Consider the following 20,967-nt stretch of genomic DNA (forward strand, 5'->3'; position numbering starts at 1 on the left):
GACGCCGGTGGGCGGGCCGGGTAAGATCGGCGCGGCCAGGGCAGTGGACCGCACAGTTGCGGACGGCAAGGACAGCAACAGGGAGAGGGCGGCGAAGACTGATGCCACGCTTCGTCGACTCCGATGTCCGCCGCCAGGAGATCCTGGAAGCCGCCATCGTCGTGCTCGCCGAGTCGGGGCTGCAGGGACTCTCCTTCCGTACCGTCGCCCAGCGTCTTGGTGGGTCCGCCACGCTCGTGACCCATTACTACCGGTCGCGCCGGGACATGCTGGTCGGCCTCACCAGCTATTCGATCGCCAAGGGCCGGGACCAGCTCTCAGTCCTTGAACACGACGTCGAGGACCCGCTTGCGCGCCTGCGGGCTCTGCTCTGCTGGCTCGTCCCCGATGATGCGGAGAGCCTGCGCGAGGAGCACGCGCGCCTGAACCTCATGCCGGCGCGCGACAGTGACGCCGACATCGCGCACTTCTTCGACGAGTGGGAGCGGGAGGTACGCCAGTTGCTCCGCTCCCACCTCATCCCTCTGGTGCCGGACTCCGAGCTCGACGGCATCACGGACTTCCTGCGGGCCCTCACCAACGGTGTGTGCCTCAGCGCCATCGAACATCCGGACACCTGGACGGCATCGCGGCAGCACAGCGTGATCACCCGGGCGCTCACAGTGGTGCGCAGCTCCGCGATCTGAACTACCGCTGATGAAGCGGTGGTCAATCCGCGATTGCATCCCGTTCAACTTCTTGCGCCTTCAGGGATACGCATCTAGGTTACGCAACACCCGATGTATTACGGGCTTTTCATAACGCTGGTGATGCGTCCCGGCCACGCCCCTGGAGGCCCTCGTGCCTGATACACCCGCCGCGCCGCGCCTGGGCGCAGTCGCCATCATGTTCATGGTCATTGCAGCAGCCGCCCCTCTGTCGATCATGGCGGGTACCGCTCCGTTCGCTCTCGCTGTCGGCGGCCTGGCGGCCCCGGCGACGTTCCTCGTCGCCGGAGCCGTCCTCACGGTCTTCGCCTACGCCTTCAACCGCATGACCCGAGCAACGCGAGGGACGGGGGCCTTCTACACGTACATCACCCTCGGTCTCGGCCGTCGCTGCGGTGCCGCGGCCGGCATCCTCGCTCTTGTTTCCTACAACGCTGTGCAGTTCGGCGGATACGGACTCCTTGGCGCCCAGTTCAGCACCGCCTGTGAGCAGTTCACCGGTCTCAAGGTGCCGTGGTGGGCCTTCGCGCTCGCCGGCGTTGTCGCCGTCTGGTTCCTGGGGCGCCGGGGCGCCGAGTTGAGCGCCCGCGTGTTGGGCTGCCTGCTCGTGATCGAGACGCTGCTGCTCGGTGTACTGATGGTCGCCGTGCTCAGCCGGGGCGGCCATGAAGGCCTGTCCTTCACCAGCTTCACCCCCCAGGCCTGGCACGGCTCGGGCACCTACGCCGCGCTCGGCATCGCCTTCGTGTGCTTCATGGGCTTCGAGTCCACCGCCTTGTACCGGGCCGAGGCCGCCAGGCCCGACCGGACCATTCCTCGTGCCACTTACGCGGCCGTCGCATGTCTCGCGGTGTTCTACGCGCTTGTGCTGTGGGTCTTGGTGCAGGCCGCCGGGGAGTCGCGGGCAGTGGCCGTTGCGGGGAGCGACCCGACCGCGATGCTCACATCCCTGATGAACGAGTACCTGGGCAAGTCGGCCCTCGACATTACCTACATCTTCCTGCTGACCAGCATCTTCGCGTCACAAGTCGCCTTCCATAATGCAATCAACCGCTATGCCAAGGCGCTGTCTTCCGACCGTCTCCTTCCTCGCGTACTCGCCCGGACCCACCCGAAGTACGGTTCGCCGGCCCTGGCCGGGGCGGTCCAGAGCGCGCTCGCGGTAGTGGTGATCATCGGCTTCGCCCTGGCGCAGGCCGATCCCTATCTGCAGATGACTATCTGGGTCAGTACGCCGGGCACGGTCGGGATCCTTGCGCTCCAATGTCTGGCCTCGGCGGCCATCGCTGTGTTCTTCCGGCGCCGTCTCGCCGAGCGGACCACGGCATGGGTAGCAGCCGTCGCCACCGTCCTCCTTGTCGCGCTCGTCGCGCTCGTCGTCGACAACATCGCGCTGACGACGGCTGCCGGGAGCACGACGAACGACATCCTGCTCGCCGTGCCCGTCGCCGCGTTCCTCGTCGGGCTCGCCGTTGCCGGCTTGTTCAAGCGCACGCGGCTGAATACCCACCAGCGAATCGGTGGAAGCGAGACGCAGCGTGTCGAAACCGAAGCGATGGTCGAGGCATGAGGTGACGGTGAGGAGGACGCTTCTCGCCTCAGACGAAGCTGAGTACATGACAGGTGTTGTCCTGCCCTTGGATGGAGGGGTCACGATATGACTGATTTGGAACATCCCATGCACTACTCGACCAATCCGCTGTTCGATCTGACTGGCCGGACAGCCGTCGTCACCGGAGGGAGCCGCGGTATCGGCTTCATGGCCGCGCGGGGCCTGCTTCAGGCAGGTGCCACTGTCGTTCTCTCGTCACGTAAGGCCGATGCGTGCGAGAAGGCGTGCGTAGAACTGCGAGACTTCGGCGAGGTGTACGCGATCCCCGCGGACCTCGCGCGCGAGGACGAGTGCCTTCGGCTGGCCGCGGCTGTGGGCGCACAATGGGAGCAGGTCGACATTCTGGTGAACAATGCCGGCGCTGCCTGGGGCGCACCGCTGGAAGAGTTCCCCGCCTCGGGCTGGGACAAGGTCCTCGACCTGAACCTCAAGTCGCCCTTCTTCCTGACCCGCGCGCTGCTTCCTCAACTGGAGCGGGCCGCCACAGATGACCACCCCGCCCGTGTGATCAATGTCGGCTCCATCGACGGAATCCGGGTCCCGGAGCAATCGAGCTATTCCTATTCGGCAAGCAAAGCCGCACTGCACCATCTGACGAGGGTCCTCGCCGCCGAACTCGGCCGTCGACGCATCACGGTGAACGCGGTGGCCCCGGGGCCGTTCGAGTCGAAGATGATGGCCGCGACGCTCGAAGCGCACGGCGACCAGATTGCTGCGTCCTCGCCACTGGGCCGGATCGGGCGTTCTGATGACATCGCTGGCGTCACTGTCTTCTTGGCCTCCCGCGCTGGTTCCTACGTCACTGGTGCGGTCGTTCCTGTCGACGGCGGCATTGCCACAACTCGCTGAGCCTCCTGGTGATGAGGACTTGGTTGCTCCTGCCGGCGACCCAGGGCGCGTGCATTCTCACGCCGCGAGATGTGTAACTCACGTATGAATGCGCCTTGTTGGCCTGCTTGTCTGAACTGGACACGGTGAACGCGACCCCTGATGATCAAGGTTCTCTATGCTGTTGATCAAGAACAAGGGGTCGCGTTCGCGCGCCATCCTCCCCGATCGACGTTCTCCAGCGCCACCGCGAGGGCGCCGACACGGACCGGCTCGGGCGGCACGAAGGAGGGCCTGATCAGGCCATGGGCGCCCAGCTGGGCGAGCCAGGCCGCGTCCGAGACGTCCGTCTTGCGGCCGGACAGGTTCTTGACCTGCCGCGCGTTGACGAGGATCACGTTCAGGCCTTCGGCCGGCACGTAGTAGAACGGCTTCCAGTAGTCCGAGGTCGCCTCGATCACCACCAGCGTCACCCGTGCGGTGAGCAGATGGTCGCGCAGGGCGAGGACCGCGTTCGTCGTTGATCCCCACGTCGTGGTCTCGGTCGTGAAGGACTCCCCACTCCACGGTTCCCGTGCCCCCGGCGCGCACCGAAGGTGCGCTGGGTCGCTGACCTGTGATGCCACAGATGATTGGTACAGGAGGGTGGCCAATGTCCCGCTCAACTGTAGTTACGGTGATGGATCACCCGCGGAGCCAGGCAGCAGCGTTGGGCAGACCCCGCAGACAGGACATGGAGAACCAGGTCACCACCTGGCGCGCAGCACCCGCCTGGACGCCATCCAAGGTCTCGTGCACCTGGGCCGCGAACCAGGTGAGCTCCGCCGGCCCACAGCTCTTGACAGGTACTCCAACGTTCGAAGACGCAGGCCATTGTCGCCATCCGCCACGATGTGCCCCGTGATCAATTTCTGATCGACGATGGTGCGGGAGTGGAGGGTCCGGGACGGTGGGCGTCGATCTCGCAGGCGCGTCAGTGGCGGCGCCAGGTCACCAGGGCGTCCATGGCTTCCACGGTGGAGCCGTCCACCCGCAGCGGGTTGATCTCCAGCGCCTCCAGGTCCTCGGCGAGCGCGAGCGCGAGATTGCCGAGAGCCGCCACGGCGTTCGCGACCGCGTCGAGGTCGGCCGGGACCGACCCGCGTGCGCCCAGCAGCAGGGGTGCGCCGCGCAGGCCGAGCAGCAGTTCGCGTACCTGGGCCGGGGTGACGGGGAGCGGGGCGAGCGCGGTGTCCTTGAGGACCTCGGTGAGGACGCCGCCGAGTCCGACCGCGAGAACCGGACCCCAGTGCTCGTCGCGGACGACGCCCGCGAGGAGCTCCGTGCCGCCGCGCCGCATCGGCGAGACGAGCACTCCCTCGACCGTGGCACCCGGCACCCGGCGGGCCGCGTCGCGTACCGCGTCGTGCGCATGGCGCACCGCGTCGAGGCCGTGGACGTCCAGGCGTACCCCGCCGATGTCGCTCTTGTGCGCGATCTGCGGGGAGACGACTTTCAACGCGACGGGCCCGTTGAACCCCTCCGCGGCGGCGACGGCCTCGGTGGCCGAGGTGGCCAGGGTCGCGGGGACCAAGGGGACCCCTGCCGCCGTCAGCAGACCCCGAGCCGCCGACTCGGACCAAGCGCCGTGCCGATCGGCGCGGGCCGGAACCGTGAACGCGGTCCCGGCCGGGGCCGGTTCACCCTTCGCGGCCGCGAGATCGTGGTGGGCGCGAGACCAGCGGACGAGGCCCGCGAGCGCGGTCGCGGCGTGTTTGAGTCCTGGCAGCGCGTACGGCAGCCCCGCGTGGTCCAGCGCGGCGCGCGTGTAGGCGGTGACGGGCTGGAGGATCTGGCTGACCGGGATGACGGGCCGGGACGCCCGCGCCGCACCCTCGCCGACCGCGTCCAGGAAGCGCTGCCCGGTCCAGGGGCCTTCACCGAAGGACGGCAGACCGTTGATGACGACGACGGCACCGACGGCCGGATCGTCGGCCACCGTGGTGATCGACTTGGGGAAGAGCGAGGGGTCGATGATGGCGGCGCCGGTGAGGTCGAGCGGGTTCTGCACGGTGCCGTACGCCGGCATGACGGCGGCCAACGCCTGTTCGGTGTCCGGGTGCAGAGCGGGCAGCGACAGTCCGGCGTCCGCGGCGCGGTCGGCAATGATCCCGCAGGCGCCGCCCGAGATCGAGACCACGCCGATGCCCGTGGCGTCCGCGTCGAGCGGTCCGGTGCGGGCGGTGAGGCCGGAGGTCAGGAGCATCTCCTCGATGGTGTCGACGCGGATCACCCCGCACTGGCGGAACACGGCGTCCACGATCCGGTCGTCCCCGACCAGGGCGCCGGTGTGCGCGGCGGCGGAGCGGCCCGCCAGTTCGCTGGTGCCGGTCTTGAGGACCACCACCGCCTTGCCCGCCGCAGTCGCGCGCGCGGCGGCGCGCCGGAACGTCTCCGGTTCGCGCACGGACTCCATGTAGACGGCGACGGCGCGGGTCGCCTCGTCGTCGACGAGGTAGTCGAGGACATGCCCCGCGGTGATCATCGCCTCGTTTCCGAGGGTGACCAGATGGCTCAGACCGGTGTCGCTGAGAGCGGCGAAGTCGAGCATCGCGCCCGTGCTGGCGCCGCTCTGCGACAGGAGGGCGATCTCGCCCGACGTGCGGGGCAGGCCGGGAATCGAGGTGACCGGGATCCCGTCGACGAAATTGGCGAACCCCAGGTGGTTGGGGCCAAGGAGCAGCAGATCCAACTCCCTTGCGTGGGCCACGAGTTCGGCCTGCGCCGCGCGGCCGGTGGCGCCGGTCTCCGCGTACCCCGCCGACAGGATCACGGCGTTCCGGATGCCGGCCGCCGCCGCGTCCGAGAGGGCGTCGTGCATGCCCGCCTGCGGGACCATCACGAAGGCGACGTCGATCTCCTCGCCGATAGCCGTGCACGAGGTGACGGCGCTCTGGCCGTGCACGGTGCCGCCGCGCCGGTTGACGACGTGGGTGTGGGCGCCGTGGCCGAAGGCGTGCAGGTTGCGGTGGACGGAGGCGGAGAAGTGCGACTTCTCGCTGGCCCCGACGAGCGCCACGCCGCGTGGCCGGAACAGGGTGCGCAGACGGGCGGGTGTGACAGAGGAGGTCATTCACAGCTCCTACGTGGGCTCTTGCTTCGGCTCGTACGGGGCTTCGCGCGGAAGTTCAGCGCGGCAGGCCCAGACCGCGGGCGATGAGACCGCGCTGGATGTCGTTGGTGCCGCCGCCGACGACGTACATGACCGACAGGCGCAGGCCGTACTCGAAGGCCCCGCCGCCGGGCACGTCGGTCACCGGGGCGGCGGCGGCCGACAGCGCCGCGTCGCAGCCGAGGATCTCCAGGACGCTCTCGCCGAACTGCTCGGCGAGTTCGCCGCCCATGACGCCGGCCATCGGCGCCTCGAGCCGGGCGCCCGTCCCGGCGGCGGTGGCGCGGATCGCCGACGCGACCAGGGCACGGTTGGCCTGGACGCCTACGGCGAGCGCGCCGAGGCGTTCACGCCGGGCGGAGCCGCGCGGCCCCACGGTGGTGTCGGGGTCGGCACGCACCACTGCCAGGAGGTCGTCGAGCTGGCGGTGCAGGGCCGCGGCGATGTTGCCCATGGTGATGCGCTCGCCGGCGAGCGCATCGGTGATGACCCGCCAGCCGCCGTCGACCTCGCCGACGCGCAGGTCGTCGTGCACCCGTACGTCGTCGTAGAACACGGTGCAGGAGACGCCGCCGGACAGGGACGTGTGCTGCTGCACCGTGATTCCGGGTGTGTCCATGGGGACGAGGAAGACGGTGATGCCGGCCTGGCGCGGGGTGGCATCGGTGTCCGTACGCACCGCCAGCCACACCCAGTTGGAGAGATGGCCGCCGGTGGTCCACAGCTTCTGCCCGTTGATCACCCAGCCGTCCCCGTCGCGTACGGCACGCGTACGCAGAGAGGCGAGGTCGGAACCCGCCTCGGGTTCGCTGTAGCCCAGGCAGAAGGCCATCTCGCCGCGGCGGATGAGAGGCAGGAAGCGGTCTTTCTGGGCCTCGGTGCCGTGCTTGAGGATGGAGTTGCCGAGCAGTGTCACCGCGCCCAGGGCCCGGCCGACGGGGGCGCGGTGATAGGCCGCCTCCTCGTGGAGGACCACCTGTTCGGCCAGGGTGGCCTCGCGTCCGCCCGCCTCCTTGGGCCAGGCGAAGCCGAGCCAGCCCCGGTCGGCGAGCGCGCCGACCACGTCCGGGTCGAGGTTGGCCCCGTGGAGGGTGGCACGATCCGCGAACTGCTCGAACAGGGCGCGGACTTCGTCGCGGAAGGCCTCACCCTGCGCGCCCAGGTCGGCCGCGGGCAGCGACCCGGACCCCTCGACGAGGACATCGCAGACGGAGCCCGCCGCGCGCGGCAGATCCCGCAGGCGCGCGAGGTCACCGTGGACACGGCGGAACAGCCAGGGCGCGGCGTGCTCCTCGAAGTAGCCGACCGCCGCCAGGGTGTGGTGGGCGCCGAGCTGGATGCCCGGCGCGCCGGTGCGGATGTGCTCCGTGGCGATCTCGGCCGTGAGCAGCCGGTCGGCGGTGTTCTGCTCGAACGCCCGTATCGCGTCGTCGACGAGGAGCGTGCCGGACGCGACTGCGATCTGGCAGTCGGCCGTGCGCTGCTGGACGGCGCCGAAGGAGCCGATCACCTTGCCGAACTGCCGCCGGTTCATGGCGTGTTCGACGGCCATTTCGTGCGCCCGACCGGCGGCGGCCAGGGCGCGCACGGCGAGTTGGAGCCGCAGCAGGACGACGGTCTCGTCGGCGCTCTCCGGGTCGACGGGAGTGGCGGCCTCCGCGGCGCCCGTGGTGACCTCGGACCAGGCGGGGACCGCGAGTCCCGGAGTCGGGCACGTCGACAGCACCGGGAGCAGCAGCGCCTGGCCGCCGGTCGGCGGGATCGCGAGCAGGTGCGTCGCGGCCGGCGCGGCGTCCATGTGCCGTACAGGAGCCGCCTCTTGATCCCGCAGCGTCGCGACGACCCGGATCTCGCCGGCGGCGATCCGGTCGGTGACGTCGCTGTCGTGGGCGAAGAGAAGTCCGGCCACATAGCCGTCGAGCAGCGGCAAAGGGCAGCTGACACGGCCGAGTTCGCGCACGGCGGCCAGCGCCGCGGCCAGTGCGCCGTCCGCCGCGAGCCCGAACCAGCCGTGCTCGACGGCGTCCGACCACAGCAGCCTCAGTTCGGCGTCGGCGTCGGCGGCGGCGGTGGGGTCCGGCCAATGCCGGATGAGGGTGCCGCGCACGCTGTCGGCGAAGGCGGCGACGTCTTGGGCGGACATCGAGGTGACGGCGGTGACCACGGGCAGGGGTCTCCTCTCGGGCGAACCGGTGCGGTGACCGGAAGGCATGTCGAGACGCGGGAGATGGGGGAGATGGGGACGACGGAAGCGTCGTCGAACGGTGCGGCGGATGGTGTCCGCGTGCCGACCATAAAACCGACGGGTCCCGTTCAGCAATAGGGCGCGCAGCGGCTCGGATCTATTGCTGAACGGATTCCGTCAGATTTACGGTGCCGGGTGGCTGCACCCCCTCGGGATCCAGTCCGCAGCCGTCAGAGAAGGAGATCGTCATGAAGACCCCCATCTGCGACATGCTCGGAATCGACCTGCCCCTGCTTGCCTTCAGTCACTGCCGTGACGTGGTCGCGGCCGTCACCAACGCCGGTGGTTTCGGTGTCCTCGGTGCGTCGTCGCACACGCCGGAGGACCTGGAGCACGAACTCGCCTGGATCGACGAGCAGGTGGACGGCAAGCCCTACGGGGCGGACCTGGTCATCCCCGAGAAGTTTGAGGGCAAGGGGCAGCGCCTCACGGCCGAGGAGCTGGCCGCCCGGGTGCCCACCGGACACCACGCGTTCGTCGACGGCCTGCTCAAGGAGCACGGCCTGGAGACCGGAGGCCGCGACAGGTGGCCGGCCATGGCCAATGTGCCGGCCGACGGGATCGGCGAGAAACTGCTCGACGTGGCACTGCGCCACCCGATCAAGCTGATCGCCAACGCGCTCGGCGTGCCGCCCCGTTACATGATCGACCGGGCCAAGGAGGCGGGCGTCCCGGTCGCCGCCCTGGTCGGGGCCAAGGAGCACGCGATCAAGCAGGTCAGGGCCGGTGTGGACGTGCTGATCGCCCAGGGCACGGAGGCCGGCGGACACTGCGGCGAGGTCACCACCATGGTCCTCGTCCCCGAGGTCGTCGAGGCGATCCGCCCGATCCGTGAGGTGCCGGTGCTCGCTGCGGGAGGCATCGTGACGGGTCGCCAGATGGCGGCCGCGGTCGCCCTGGGTGCGGCCGGAGTGTGGACCGGTTCGGTGTGGCTGACCACTGAGGAGGCGGACACCGCGCCGTACACGGTGCAGAAGATGCTCGCGGCCTCGTCCCGCGACACCGTGCGCTCCAAGGGGCGCACGGGCAAGTCGTGCCGGCAGCTCAAGTCCGCCTGGACCGACGCCTGGGAGCGGCCCGGCAATCCGGAGCCACTGCCGATGCCGCTCCAGTCGCTGGTCTCCGAGCGGGCGCTGCGCTACGTCGACATGCAGGCCGAGAAGGGAAATCCGGGCGCGCGGGAGCTGGCGACCTACTTCGTCGGCCAGGGGGTCGGGCTCATCGACCGGGTCCGGTCGACCCGCGACGTGGTCTATGGCATGGCCGAGGACTTCGCGGAGGCGGCCGAGCGGCTCGCGGACGCGATGGGGGAGTGAGACTGAGGTGACGGTCCCTCAGTGTCGTGATCGTTGCGCGCGTGGACGCCACGATCAGTGCACGCATTTTCTGTCCGGGTGACGCCGTCGTCTCTGGGACACCCGTCTGACATCGCTTGATCGTCAATTTCTCACCCGTCGCCACGCATTGACGACCCTTCGGTGGATTAATACAGTGCACTCAATTCCTAGGTGCACTTCGTCTGACATGCCCGAAAAGGTCATATCCCCCGAGGTGCGAGCGACGACGCTCGCCCAAAGTGAGGTGGCACGATGCTGCTAGGCAAGCGACTTCAGCGCCAGAGGAGACGGCGGAGGCTTCGAGGTGTCTGCGCCTCCGTCTGTCTCCTCCTCACGGCGGCGTGCTCGGTCCAGGCGAGCGGCGCCGAACAGGCGCCGCGGAGCGCCTCTCCGCAGGCCGCGGACAACCCGAAGCTGAGCGGCGACCCGGTCGTCATCGGCTCGATGTTCCCGGTGTCGGCGCCGCTCTCGACCTTTCCCCAGCTCCCGTACATCGCGCAGGTCGCCGTCAAGGCCGTCAACGCGGCGGGCGGCATCAACGGTCGCCCGCTCAAGTGGGTACATTGCGACGACAAGGGCGACCCCAACGTCGCGGCCAAGTGTGCGGACGAACTGCTCAACCAGACGAAGGTCAGGGCCCTCGTCGAATCGGTCGGCGTGCAGGGCAACATCGCCTGGCCGTTCATCAAGAAGGCCGACGTCATCAACTGGTTCAATGTGCCGATCTGGCCGGACGACACCACCAGCCCGCTCTCGTACCCCGCCGGCCTCGGCATCTTCGCCCACCAGAACATCGGACTCCTCGTCAAGCAGCACGAGTTCAAGAAGGTCGCCTGCCTGACGGCCGAGGGCGCCGTGTCCACGAAACTCTGCAACTTCGCCAAGGAGTCCCTCGCTGCCAAGGGCATCACCGACTTCAAGAAAGTCAGCTGGCCGTCCGACACGACCACCTTCCTGCCCTACGCGGCCAAGGTCCTGGCGGACGACTACGACGCCGTCGTCATGGGCGTGGGCGACGCGATCACAGCGCCCGTGCTCCAGGCGCTCGCCGACATGGGCGTCGACGTCCCCGTGCTCGCCGCGAGCACCTCGATCGGCAGCCAGTCCATCAAGGCGGCCAGAGAGACCGGCATGACACTACGGGTGGCGACCAGTTGGGCCACCGACCCGACCGAGAACGCGGCTCGCGCGCAGATGCTCGAAGCCATCCAGAAGTACGGTCCGTCCGTCGGGGCGCCGCCGCACCTCGACACCGTCAGTGACAACGCCTTCAACATGTACGAGGGCATCCTCTCGCTGGCCGATGTCATGAACGGCGCCAAGTCCCTCAAGACCGCCGACCTTCAGACCTATATCGCCGAGCACCCGGTCCTCACCGGGGCGACGCCACCGCTGGACTGGACCAAGCCGGGGCCAGTGCCAGGATCCCCGCGCGTCGTGCAGGTCTATGCGGAGTCCTCACGACTCTCCAAGGACGGGGTGCTGACCGCGCCCTCCGACCTCTGGGGGTCCGTCTTCCCCGGAGTCGACGACATCAAGTGCTGCGCGGCCTCAACTACCGCTAAAGGGAGGTGAGTCGGAGTGTTCCAGCTGTGGACCTTCATCATCGTCGGCCTCTCGGCCGGCGGCGCGTACGCTCTGACCGCGATCGGCGTGGTCACGATCTACCGTGGTTCCGGCGTGCTCAACTTCGCGCACGGCGCCATCGGCATGGCGGGCACGTACGTCTTCTGGGAGCTGTACGAGGACGGCGCCGCCACGCATGGACTGCGGGCCCTGGCCCGGTGGCCGGTCGGCCTCGCCATGGCGGCGGGGATCGGGGCCGGCGCGCTCCTCGGGCTCGCCGTCTACCTCCTGGTGATGTATCCGCTGCGCAACGCCTCCGAGTTGGCGCGGGTCATCGCCACCCTCGGCGTGCTGCTCATCATCCAGAACGCCGCGCTGATGATGTACTCCTCGGAGACCGTCGTCATCCCACGGTTCCTGGGGCGCGGCAACTTCCCCGTCTTCGGCGTGCCCTTGCGCTACGACTCCGCGATCGTGCTCGGCGTCGTCCTCGTGCTCGCCGTCGGCCTCACGTTGTTGTTCCGCCACACCCGCCTCGGGCTCTCCGCGAGCGCACTGCAGAGCCGCCCGGTGGCGGCCGCCACGCTCGGCATCTCACCGCACCCCGTCGGGATCATCACCTGGACCCTGGGCGGGTCGCTCGCCGCGGCCGCAGGCATCCTCGTCGTCCCCACCATCGGGCTCTCGCCGACCCAGCTCACCCTGCTCATCAACTACGCCCTGGCCGCGAGCCTCGTGGGCAAGTTCCGCAACTACGGCGTCGCCGTCGCGGCCGCCCTGCTCATGGGCATCGCCGAAGCGGTGATGATCCTCTACGACGTGCCGACGTGGATCCGCCTGATGACACCGTTCGTGGTGATCCTGGTCGCCCTCGTGGCAGGCGGCACCGCTGTGCCGGGCCGCGGGTTCGCCGAGAGCCGGCTGCCCAAGGTCGGCGCCGGGCTGCTGCGCCCCGTCCCGGCCGCGATCGGGTTCGGCGTGGCCGTCTTCCTCGCGCTCGGCCTGGGCAGCGGCTGGTCCGGGGCGGTCGCCAACGCGGCGATCGCCGCGCTCGTCAGCCTCGCCATCGTCATCGTCACCGGATACGCCGGGCAGATCAGCCTCGCGACGTACGCGCTGATGGGCGTCGGCGCGATGGTGGGGGCCCATGCGGCCGGGTCGTGGGGGCTCGGCTATGCGATGACTCTCGTCCTCGGCACTGCCGCGGGGGCCGCCGTCGGCTGGCTCATCGGGCTGCCGGCGATCCGGGTGCGCGGCATCGACCTGACCGTCGGGACGATGGTGTTCGGCGTCGTCATCGCCAACACCGTGTTCATCTCACCCACGTTCATCGGCAACGACAGCTTCGGCGGGATCATCGTGCCGGAGCCGACTCTGTTCGGTCTCGATCTCGATCCCAGCCGGCATCCGGGCCGGTTCGCGCTGCTGTGCCTGGCGGCGCTCCTGGTGGTGGGGATCGGGACCGCGAACCTGCGCCGGTCCGTGGCGGGGCGGCGGCTGCTCGCGGTGCGCGCCAACGAGCGGGGGGCCGCCGCGCTCGGCATCTCCGTCGGTGGGGTGAAGGTCGCCGCCTTCGCGCTCGGCGGAGCGGTCGCGGGTCTCGCGGGATCGCTCACCGTCTTCCTGAGCCGGACCATCACGCTCACCAACTTCGACGTCTTCAAGTCGATCTTCGCCCTCGCCTTCACCATCGTCAGCGGTGTCGGCTACGTCGCCGGGGCACTGTACGCCGGGCTCATCAGCTCGGGCGGCCCGCTCTCGTACCTCTTCAGAAACCTGTCCGCGAAGATCGACCTGATCTTCGCTGTCGCGTCGGGCCTGCTCGTCATCCAGATCATGCTGCAGGACCCGGACGGCATGATTCCCATGCTGCGGCGGCGGTTGAGCCCGGTGACGGACCGGGTGCGGCGACGCGTGCGGCGTGGCCCGCGAGGCGGGGTGCAGTCTTCCAAGGACGTCCTCACCGCGGAACTGGTGCCCGAGGTCGGGCCCGCGCCACGTCTCGACGAACCTCTCCTCCGCGTCGACGGCCTCGGCCTCGCCTACGGCCCCGTGCGCGCGGTCGACGACGTCACCCTCCAGATCCGCCCAGGCGAGGTCGTGGGCGTGATCGGGCCCAACGGCGCGGGCAAGACGAGCCTCATCGACACCCTCACCGGTTTCGCCCGCCGCAGCTCAGGCACCGTCCGTCTCGGCGACCTCGACGTCTCCGAGTGGACCATCCGCCGCCGCGCCCGCGCCGGGCTCGGCAGGACGTTCCAGAACCTCGAGCTCTTCTCGGACATGACGGTGCGGGAGAACCTCCTCGCCGCCCAGGACCCGCGTGGCGTCGGCGCGTACCTCAGCGGATGGGTGCGCCCCGGCTCCGCACGTCTGGACGGCGTCGCCACCCAGGCGGTCGCGCTCCTCGGGCTTGAGGAGTGGCTCGACAGCGAGATCCGCACCCTGCCCCAGGGAACACGCCAACTGGTCGCCCTCGCGAGGGCGTTGGCGGCCCGGCCCCGGATCCTGTGCCTCGACGAACCCGCTGCCGGGCTCGACGAGAGTGAGCGCGAGGCGATGGCCGCGGCGCTGCGGCTCGTCGTGGACCGGCTGGGCATCGGGGTGCTGCTCGTCGAGCACAACATCGATGTCGTCGCGGGACTGTGCGACCACGTCCTCGTCCTCGACTTCGGCGCGGTCGTCGCGAGCGGCACCCCGGCGCGGGTGCTCGCCTCGGACGTCGTACGGCACGCCTACCTGGGGACCGGGGGAATGCCGCAGAAGGTGGAAGTGCTGGCCGGCGAGGACGAGGTGAACTGATGGCGACACAGACCGGGACCGCCACGGCGTCGGGCACGCGCGGCCTCGACGTACGCGACCTGGCAGCCGGGTACGGCTCGGCGCCCGTGATCTCCGGCCTCGACCTGACGGTCGGGGCGGGCGAGGTCGTCGCTGTGCTCGGGCGCAACGGCGTCGGGAAGACGACCGCGCTCATGGCGATCGGCGGATTCCTGAAACGGGTCACGGGCACCGTGACCGTGAACGGGACTTCGGTCGTGGGCCCGTCCCACCGGCGGATGCGCCGCCAGGTGGGACTCGTCCTGGAAGGCCGCAGCGTCTTCCCCGCGCTGACGACTGCGCAGAACCTCAAGGTCGGCCAGGTGGACGTGTCCGACGCGCTGGGAGTGTTCCCCGAGCTCGGAGCGCGGCTGCACGTACGGGCCGGCAACCTCTCCGGCGGCGAGCAGCAGATGCTCAGTCTCGCCCGCGCCATGTGCAGGCGCCCGCGCGTGCTCCTGCTGGACGAGCTGTCCTTCGGACTCGCCCCCGTGATGTGCGACCAGTTGTTCTCCGGAATACGGAGGTTCGCGACGGACCACGGCATCGCGGTGGTTGTGGTCGAACAGCATCTGCACTACGCGGCGATGGTCGCGGACCGGTCGGTGGTCATGCACCAGGGTCGCCTGGCCCTGGAACTCCCGTCGTCCGAACTCCTCGCCCGTAGCGCGGAGATAGAACAGTTCTACCTGGGCGGGCCGGACACGAGCGCAGCCTGACCAGCCTCTGGGAACCGGCGTGGCGGAGTCACTCGGCCTCGGGGGTGAAGCTGAGCTTGGCCTGCATCGTCGCGAGCATGACCCGCTCGGTGTCGGTGACCTGCGGGGCGATCCCCACGGCCGGCAGCCACGGCGCGAGATGCGGTGAGGCCGTCAACAGGCCGTCGGTCTTCACATAGAGTGCGGTTGCGAGGGAGTCCAGCTCTGTCTTCACACACTGACGTTGGACTCCCTTCTCGCCCTCGCGCAGCCGATCCCTTGGGATCGATCATCTCGGCAAGGTCGCGGAGCTGGTCGGCTTCCCCGTCTTCGAGTCGGACGTCACGGTCGCCCCGCAGCTGCTGCGCCGGCGCTCCACCGACCCCGTGACGGACGCCGGATACCTGTCCGGCCACACCAGCCTTCCGCCTCGCCGCCCTCGCGTCCGGGGCCGTCCGTGCTGCGAGCGGGGCGCGACCCTTGAGGTGTCCGTTCCGGCGCGCACCCCTAAGGGCGGAGGCAGATTAAGTGCCCTTAATTCGGTAATGCTCACTCACTTTCGAACGAGAAATTCCAGAAAAGTGCACTGAATTACAGTACTGTCGAACTGGCTGGCCACAGGAGGGCAGATGCCGGACGCCGAGGTATGTCGTGAGCGATGATTCCGACTGGCGGACAACGTGGCGGGGCGATCTCGCCCGGCTGCTGACACCGCGGAACGTGGCGATCGTCGGGGCGAAGGACGCGTCCCCGTCGTCCTACGGGGTGGTCGAGGCCCTGGCGCGCGTGGGCTTCGCGGGCCGGATCTTCGCGGTCAACCGATCGGCCACTCCCGCCCACGGCCTGGCGACCACGTCCACGTGCGCCGCGATCGGTGAGCCGGTGGACGCCGCCGTCCTCCTCGTACCGGCACACGCGGTACACGAGGTCCTCGACGACGTGGCCGACGCAGGTGCCCGTAGCGCGGTCCTGCTCTCCTCCGGCTGGGCGGAGGCCGGTTCAGCGGGCGAGACCCGGCAGCGCGCGATCGTGGCGCGGGCCCGCGAGCTCGGCGTCACGCTCGTCGGACCCAACTGCCTCGGCTTCCTGAACGTGGCGGCCCGCACCGGCGCTTGGATCGCGAGCGTTCCGCCCGGTATCCGGCCGGGTCCGGTCGCGATCGTGTCCCAGAGCGGCGGGATGGGCAACGCCCTTGCAGATCTGGCCGCCGAGTTCGGCGTCGGCCTCAGCTGCGTCGTCACCACGGGCAACGAGGCGATGTTGACGACCACCGACGTGATCGAGTACCTGGTTGAGGACGAGAGCACCCGCAGCATCGCGCTGTTCGCCGAGGCCATCGCGGATCCGGCGCGGTTCCTGGCAGCCGCGGACAGGGCCCGCGAGCTCGGCAAGGCCATCATCGTCCTGAAGGCGGGCGCCAGCGAGATCGCCGCGCGCAACGCCGTCTCCCACACGGGCAGTCTGGTCGGTGACGACCGCGTCGTCGACGCCGCGCTGCGCCAATGCTGTGCGCTCCGCGTCCGTTCGCCGGAGGAACTGGTGATCACCGCCGGCGTCCTCGCCACCGCAGGACCGCTGCGGGCACCCGGCATCGCCGTCGTGTCGATCAGCGGCGGTTCCGTGGACGTCGTCGCCGACGAGGCCGAGCGACTCGGCCTGCAGCTACCGGAGTTCGACGAGTCGGCGACGCGGGAGATCGAAGCCGTGCTGCCCGCGTTCGCCGGCGTCGGCAACCCGCTCGACATCACCGGTGCGGCGCTCGGTGACGAGTTCGAGCGGGTGCTGCGGATCGTGGACCGGCAGGAGGAGTTCGGCGCCGTCGCGATCCTCAGCAACGTGCCGGCCTACGACTCCTGCAAGACGACCGGCATCGGCGGCCTCCTCAAGGCCATCGGCAGGGGAACAGAGGCGATCGACCTGCCCGCCTTCCTGCTGTCCCAGACCGTCGCGCACCTGAACGACACGGGTCGGGCGGCCGTCGACGCCGTCGGGGTGCGTGCGCTGCCCGGCCTGGCGCTCGGCATCACCGCCCTCTCCCATCTCTCCCACTGGTCCCGGCGGTTGCCCGGGCTCGCCGCCCGGTCCGCGCTCGCCCCTCGGCCCGCGCAGCCGCTCGCCCCCGCTGACGGCGTGCTGTCGGAATGGGCCGCCCGCGCGCTGCTGGCGCGGGGCGGGGTGACCTTCGTTCCGGCAGGCCTGGCACGTAGCGCCGACGAGGCGGTCGAGATCGCCTCGGGGTTCGGCGGTCCGGTCGCGGTCAAACTCGTATCGCCCGACGTGCCGCACAAGAGCGATGTGGGTGCGGTGATCCTCGACGTCACCGGCGATGACGCCGTCCGGCGCGCCTACGAGGAGGTGCGCGCCGCCGGCGTCGTCGCGCGCGACGGCATCCGGGTCGAGGGCGTGCAGGTCTCGCCCATGCGCCGTGGCGGTGTGGAACTGGTGGCCGGTGTGACCCGGGATCCCCAATGGGGCCCGGTGCTCGCGGTCGGGCTGGGCGGAGTGTTCGTGGAAGTGCTGGCGGACGTGGCGCTGCGACTGCTGCCTGTCACCGCGAGGGACGTCGAGGAGATGCTCGGCGAGCTGCGTGGCCGCGCGGTGCTCGACGGGGCGCGGGGCCGGCCACCGGTCGACCGATCCGCCCTCGTGGCCGCGATCTGCCGCATCGCCGGCGTGGCTTGGCAACTCGGTAACGAGCTCGACTCGGTCGAGGTGAACCCGTTGCGTGCCACCGCCACGGGAGCCGAGGCCCTGGACGCGCTCGTCGTATTCCGCTCACGCCGAAGCGCCGCCGAAGGGGGGCGCCACGAGCACAGTGCTCCGACCGCGCCTGTGACGAAGGAGGAGTCATGAGTTGGCACAACGAGGTCGAGGCGATCCGTGCGCGGCGCGGGATCGCGCTCGGCATGGGCGGGCCGGAGCGGATAGCCCGCCAGCACGAGCGCGGCCGCCTGACGATCCGTGAGCGGATCGACGGCCTGGTCGACCCCGGCTCGTTCGTCGAGTTCGGGCAGCTCGCCGGTACCGGCACCTATGAGCAGAGCACGCTCACGTCGTTCGTCCCCGACCCGTACGTGGCCGGCCTGGCCACCGTGAACGGCCGGAACACGGTCGTCGGCGGCGAGGACTTCACCGTCCGGGGCGGTTCCGGCGGCGGGCCGGGCAACCGCAACAAGCGTGACCTGGCCTACGCGATGGCCAAGGAGTACCGGGTCCCGATGGTGCAGTTCTTCGACGGAGCCGGGGCGAGCATCCGCACGATGGAGAGCCTCGGGCGCTCGTACCTGCCGAACAGCAAGGACTGGACCGACCCGCTGCAACTGCTGGGGGAGGTGCCGGTCATCGGCGGGATCGCGGGCGCGGTCGCCGGTGGCATCGCGGCGTACGCCCTGCTGACGCACTGGACGTGCATGGTTCAGGGAGCGGAGCTCTTCGCTGCCGGACCCGCGATCGTGAAGCGGGCGATCGGCGTGGACGTCACGAAACAGGAGCTCGGCGGCACGGGAGTGCACGTGCACAGGAGCGGTGTCGCAGACAACGAGGCAGTCGACGAGAAGGACTGCTTCACCCAGATGGCAACGTTCCTGTCCTATCTGCCCCAGAGCGTGTGGGAGTTGCCGCCCTACATCCAGCCCGACGACCGCCCCGACCGGCGTGAGGAGGAGCTGCTGACGATCGTTCCGCATGAGCGCCGCGGCTACGACATGCGCCGACTGGTCGAGCTGGTGGTCGACGAAGGCTCGATGTTCGAGATCAAGCCCTACTTCGGCCGGTGCGTCATCACCGCGTTCGCCCGTCTCGACGGTCACGTCGTCGGCGTCGTGGCCAACGACCCGCTGTACCAGGCCGGTGCGGTCGACGCGGAGGGAGCCGACAAGACGACGCGGTTCATGGAGCTGTGCGACACGTTCCGCATCCCGCTCGTCCACTTCGTCGACGTCCCCGGCTTCATGGTCGGCCCGGAGGCCGAGGCGTCGGGCACGCTACGGGCCGGGATGCGGACCCTGTGGCTGGCGCACCAGATCACCGTGCCCTCGGTGGCCGTGCACGTCCGCCGCTGCTTCGGCATGGCCGGCGTGGCCACGAGCACCCCGGCGCGTCTCGGTCTCCGGTTGGGCTGGCCATCGGGGGAGTGGGGCTCGCTGCCCGTCGAAGGCGGGGTCGAGACCGCCTACCGGAGCCTGATCGCCGCAGCGCCCGACCCCGAGCAGGCGCGCAAGGAGATCGAGGCCCGTCTCGTACGGATGAAGAGTGTGTTCCCCATCGCGGAGGCGTTCGGCGTGGAGGACGTCATCGATCCGCGCGACACCCGGCCGCTGCTGATCCGCTACCTGGAGGCGGCCATTGCGCGCTTGGGGCACGACCTCGGCCCCAAGCCCCGGTACGGCATCCGGCCCTAACGACCGTCCGGGCGCCCTGCCTGCTCTCGCAGCTCGCGCCGCAACAGCTTGCCCGCCTGGGAGTACGGCAGCGCCGCGCGGAACTCGATCTGCTTCGGCACCTTGAACCTGGCGAGCCTCCCGCCGACGAAGGCGCGAAGCTCGTCGACGAGAGCGGCGGTGGGGGCCACTCCCGGGGCCGGCACGACGACCGCGTGGACGCGCTGATGCCATTCGGGGTCGGGCATGCCGATGACCGCCACATCGGCGACCGCCGGGTGCCGGCGCAGGGCGTCCTCCACCTCGGCGGGGTAGACGTTGACCGCCCCGGAGAGGATCAGATCGGTACGCCGGTCGACGATGTAGAGCCAGCCCTCGGCATCCAGGTAGGCGATGTCGCCGACGGTGAAGTACTCCCCGCGCCGGTTGGCCGCGGTGCGCTCCGGGTCTCCCAGGTACTCGGAGTTCACCCCGGTCGGGTTGCGCACCCAGAGCGTTCCCGGTTCGCCCGGTGGCAGTTCCCTTCCGGAGTCGTCGAGGATCTTCATCCGCGCACCTTCGGCGTCGTGGCGCCCCGCGCTGCCGGGGTGCTCGAGCCAGTCGGACGGCGAGATCGTGGTGCCCCAGCCCTCCGCCGCTCCGTAGTACTCCCACAGGATCGGGCCCAGCCAGTCCATCATCTGCCGCTTGACGGCGACCGGAGTCGGCGAACCCGCGTGACTGACGATCCGCAGCGAACTCAGGTCGTACGACGCGCGCACCCGCGAAGTCAGCTGCAGCAGGCGGTAGAAGTGGATCGGCGCCAGTTGGGCGACGGTGACCCGGTACTCCTCGACGAGGCGCAGGAACTGCTCGCTGTCCCACTTGCCGCTCAACGCGATGGTGTGCCCCCGGTGCAGTCCGGCCAGCGCCCAGGAGCCCGGCGCCCCGTGGTGCAGCGGTCCTGAGATCAGGTTCACGGCCGTGGGGTCGTGCCGCATCCCCCGCTGTTCCATGATCCAATCCAGCGCGGCAACCCCCGCCTCGGGGGTGACGCTCGTGTCGACCGGCCAGACAACGCCCTTGGGACGCCCCGTCGTTCCCGACGTGTACATCGACCGCATGGCGTGGACACGGTGCGCCGGCTCGATCTCGGGACGACCGGCGACAAACGTGTCCAGGGACCGCGGACCGCCCGGGGCGTCGATCGTGATGAGGTCGTCGGCGGACCGGTCGAGCGCGGACAGGCCGGCGCGGACCCGGTGGACGAACGACTCCTCGGTGAAGACCAGCCTGCTCTCGCTGTTGCCCAGGATGTACGTCACCTCGTCCTGGGCGAGGTGTGTGTTGACCGCCACCATCCGGACTCCGATCTGCGAAGCGCCAAGTTCCAGCGCGAGAAAGTGAGCGTTGTTCGAGGCGAGGACGGCGATCTTCGCACCCGTTTCGACCCCGGAGGCGCGCAGGGCGTGCGAGACGCGGTTCGCCTGCCGATGAAGTTCGCCGTACGTGATCCTGCGCCCGTCCGACTCGATGACAGCGGTCCGCTGCGGAAGCGCTTGCGCGTAGCGGTAGAAGCTTGCGGGTCGTGCGTTCCTCATCCGCGTCCTTCTCGTCGTCCGTGGCGCCGACAGGGGGTAACTGC

The 20,967-nt window shown here is 69.9% G+C and carries 13 protein-coding genes and 1 pseudogene; 9 read left to right on the forward strand and 5 right to left on the reverse strand.

What is annotated here, in order from left to right; all coding sequences use genetic code 11:
- The first annotated feature begins 101 nt into the window (after positions 1 to 101).
- From ACIRA5_RS35090 to ACIRA5_RS35100, 3 genes are all read left to right on the forward strand, one after another.
- Complete coding sequence (locus ACIRA5_RS35090; protein WP_403697890.1) at positions 102 to 686, forward strand: TetR/AcrR family transcriptional regulator; 585 nt, start codon at positions 102 to 104, stop codon at positions 684 to 686.
- 205 nt (positions 687 to 891) lie between these two features.
- Positions 892 to 2,277, forward strand: coding sequence for an APC family permease (locus ACIRA5_RS35095; RefSeq protein ID WP_403698147.1), 1,386 nt, complete (start codon positions 892 to 894; stop codon positions 2,275 to 2,277).
- An 87-nt stretch (positions 2,278 to 2,364) separates the two neighbouring features.
- Complete coding sequence (locus ACIRA5_RS35100; protein WP_403697892.1) at positions 2,365 to 3,168, forward strand: SDR family oxidoreductase; 804 nt, start codon at positions 2,365 to 2,367, stop codon at positions 3,166 to 3,168.
- Positions 3,169 to 3,410: 242 nt separating this feature from the next.
- Here ACIRA5_RS35100 and ACIRA5_RS35105 read toward each other — a convergent pair.
- The 3 genes and pseudogenes from ACIRA5_RS35105 to ACIRA5_RS35115 all read right to left on the reverse strand — a co-directional run.
- Positions 3,411 to 3,707: pseudogene (locus ACIRA5_RS35105) on the reverse strand (transposase); the annotation flags it as partial.
- Between the two features lie 413 nt (positions 3,708 to 4,120).
- A complete protein-coding gene (locus tag ACIRA5_RS35110; RefSeq protein WP_403697894.1) occupies positions 4,121 to 6,259 on the reverse strand; it encodes an acetate--CoA ligase family protein in 2,139 nt (712 codons plus the stop codon).
- Between the two features lie 55 nt (positions 6,260 to 6,314).
- Positions 6,315 to 8,462 carry an acyl-CoA dehydrogenase family protein gene (locus tag ACIRA5_RS35115; protein ID WP_403697895.1) on the reverse strand — a complete coding sequence of 716 codons (2,148 nt, stop codon included), beginning with the start codon at positions 8,460 to 8,462 and terminating at the stop codon, positions 6,315 to 6,317.
- 269 nt (positions 8,463 to 8,731) lie between these two features.
- Here ACIRA5_RS35115 and ACIRA5_RS35120 point away from each other — a divergent pair, with 269 nt between their 5' ends.
- The 4 genes from ACIRA5_RS35120 to ACIRA5_RS35135 all read left to right on the forward strand — a co-directional run bounded on the left by ACIRA5_RS35120 (position 8,732) and on the right by ACIRA5_RS35135 (position 14,985).
- The gene (locus ACIRA5_RS35120; protein WP_403697897.1) at positions 8,732 to 9,859 is read left to right on the forward strand and encodes a nitronate monooxygenase; all 1,128 of its coding nucleotides are present in this window, start codon (positions 8,732 to 8,734) and stop codon (positions 9,857 to 9,859) included.
- A 273-nt stretch (positions 9,860 to 10,132) separates the two neighbouring features.
- Entirely contained in the window at positions 10,133 to 11,455 is a 1,323-nt protein-coding gene (locus tag ACIRA5_RS35125; RefSeq protein ID WP_403697899.1) for an ABC transporter substrate-binding protein, read from the forward strand.
- A 6-nt stretch (positions 11,456 to 11,461) separates the two neighbouring features.
- Complete coding sequence (locus tag ACIRA5_RS35130) at positions 11,462 to 14,248, forward strand: ATP-binding cassette domain-containing protein (protein ID WP_403697901.1); 2,787 nt, start codon at positions 11,462 to 11,464, stop codon at positions 14,246 to 14,248.
- Positions 14,248 to 14,985 (forward strand): ABC transporter ATP-binding protein, encoded by a 738-nt coding sequence (locus ACIRA5_RS35135; protein WP_403697903.1) that lies wholly within the window; start codon positions 14,248 to 14,250, stop codon positions 14,983 to 14,985. Before ACIRA5_RS35130 ends, ACIRA5_RS35135 begins: the two co-directional genes overlap by 1 nt.
- Before the next feature lie 28 nt (positions 14,986 to 15,013).
- Here the strand turns inward: ACIRA5_RS35135 and ACIRA5_RS35140 are convergent, their stop codons facing one another.
- Complete coding sequence (locus tag ACIRA5_RS35140) at positions 15,014 to 15,199, reverse strand: hypothetical protein (RefSeq protein WP_403697904.1); 186 nt, start codon at positions 15,197 to 15,199, stop codon at positions 15,014 to 15,016.
- Positions 15,200 to 15,615: 416 nt separating this feature from the next.
- On the opposite strand from ACIRA5_RS35140, the gene ACIRA5_RS35145 reads away from it, so the two are divergent.
- Both ACIRA5_RS35145 and ACIRA5_RS35150 read left to right on the forward strand, forming a co-directional pair.
- Positions 15,616 to 17,817: an acetate--CoA ligase family protein gene (locus ACIRA5_RS35145; protein WP_403697906.1), complete on the forward strand. Its 2,202-nt coding sequence runs from the start codon at positions 15,616 to 15,618 to the stop codon at positions 17,815 to 17,817.
- Complete coding sequence (locus tag ACIRA5_RS35150; protein WP_403697908.1) at positions 17,814 to 19,364, forward strand: acyl-CoA carboxylase subunit beta; 1,551 nt, start codon at positions 17,814 to 17,816, stop codon at positions 19,362 to 19,364. Before ACIRA5_RS35145 ends, ACIRA5_RS35150 begins: the two co-directional genes overlap by 4 nt.
- On the opposite strand, the gene ACIRA5_RS35155 is transcribed toward ACIRA5_RS35150, so the two are convergent.
- Positions 19,361 to 20,923, reverse strand: coding sequence for an AMP-binding protein (locus ACIRA5_RS35155; protein ID WP_403697910.1), 1,563 nt, complete (start codon positions 20,921 to 20,923; stop codon positions 19,361 to 19,363). The two genes, ACIRA5_RS35150 and ACIRA5_RS35155, sit on opposite strands and share 4 nt — an antisense overlap.
- Between the last annotated feature and the right edge of the window lie 44 nt (positions 20,924 to 20,967).

The sequence above is a fragment of the Streptomyces sp. NPDC096311 genome (assembly GCF_044763085.1).
Classification (GTDB): Bacteria; Actinomycetota; Actinomycetes; order Streptomycetales; family Streptomycetaceae; genus Streptomyces.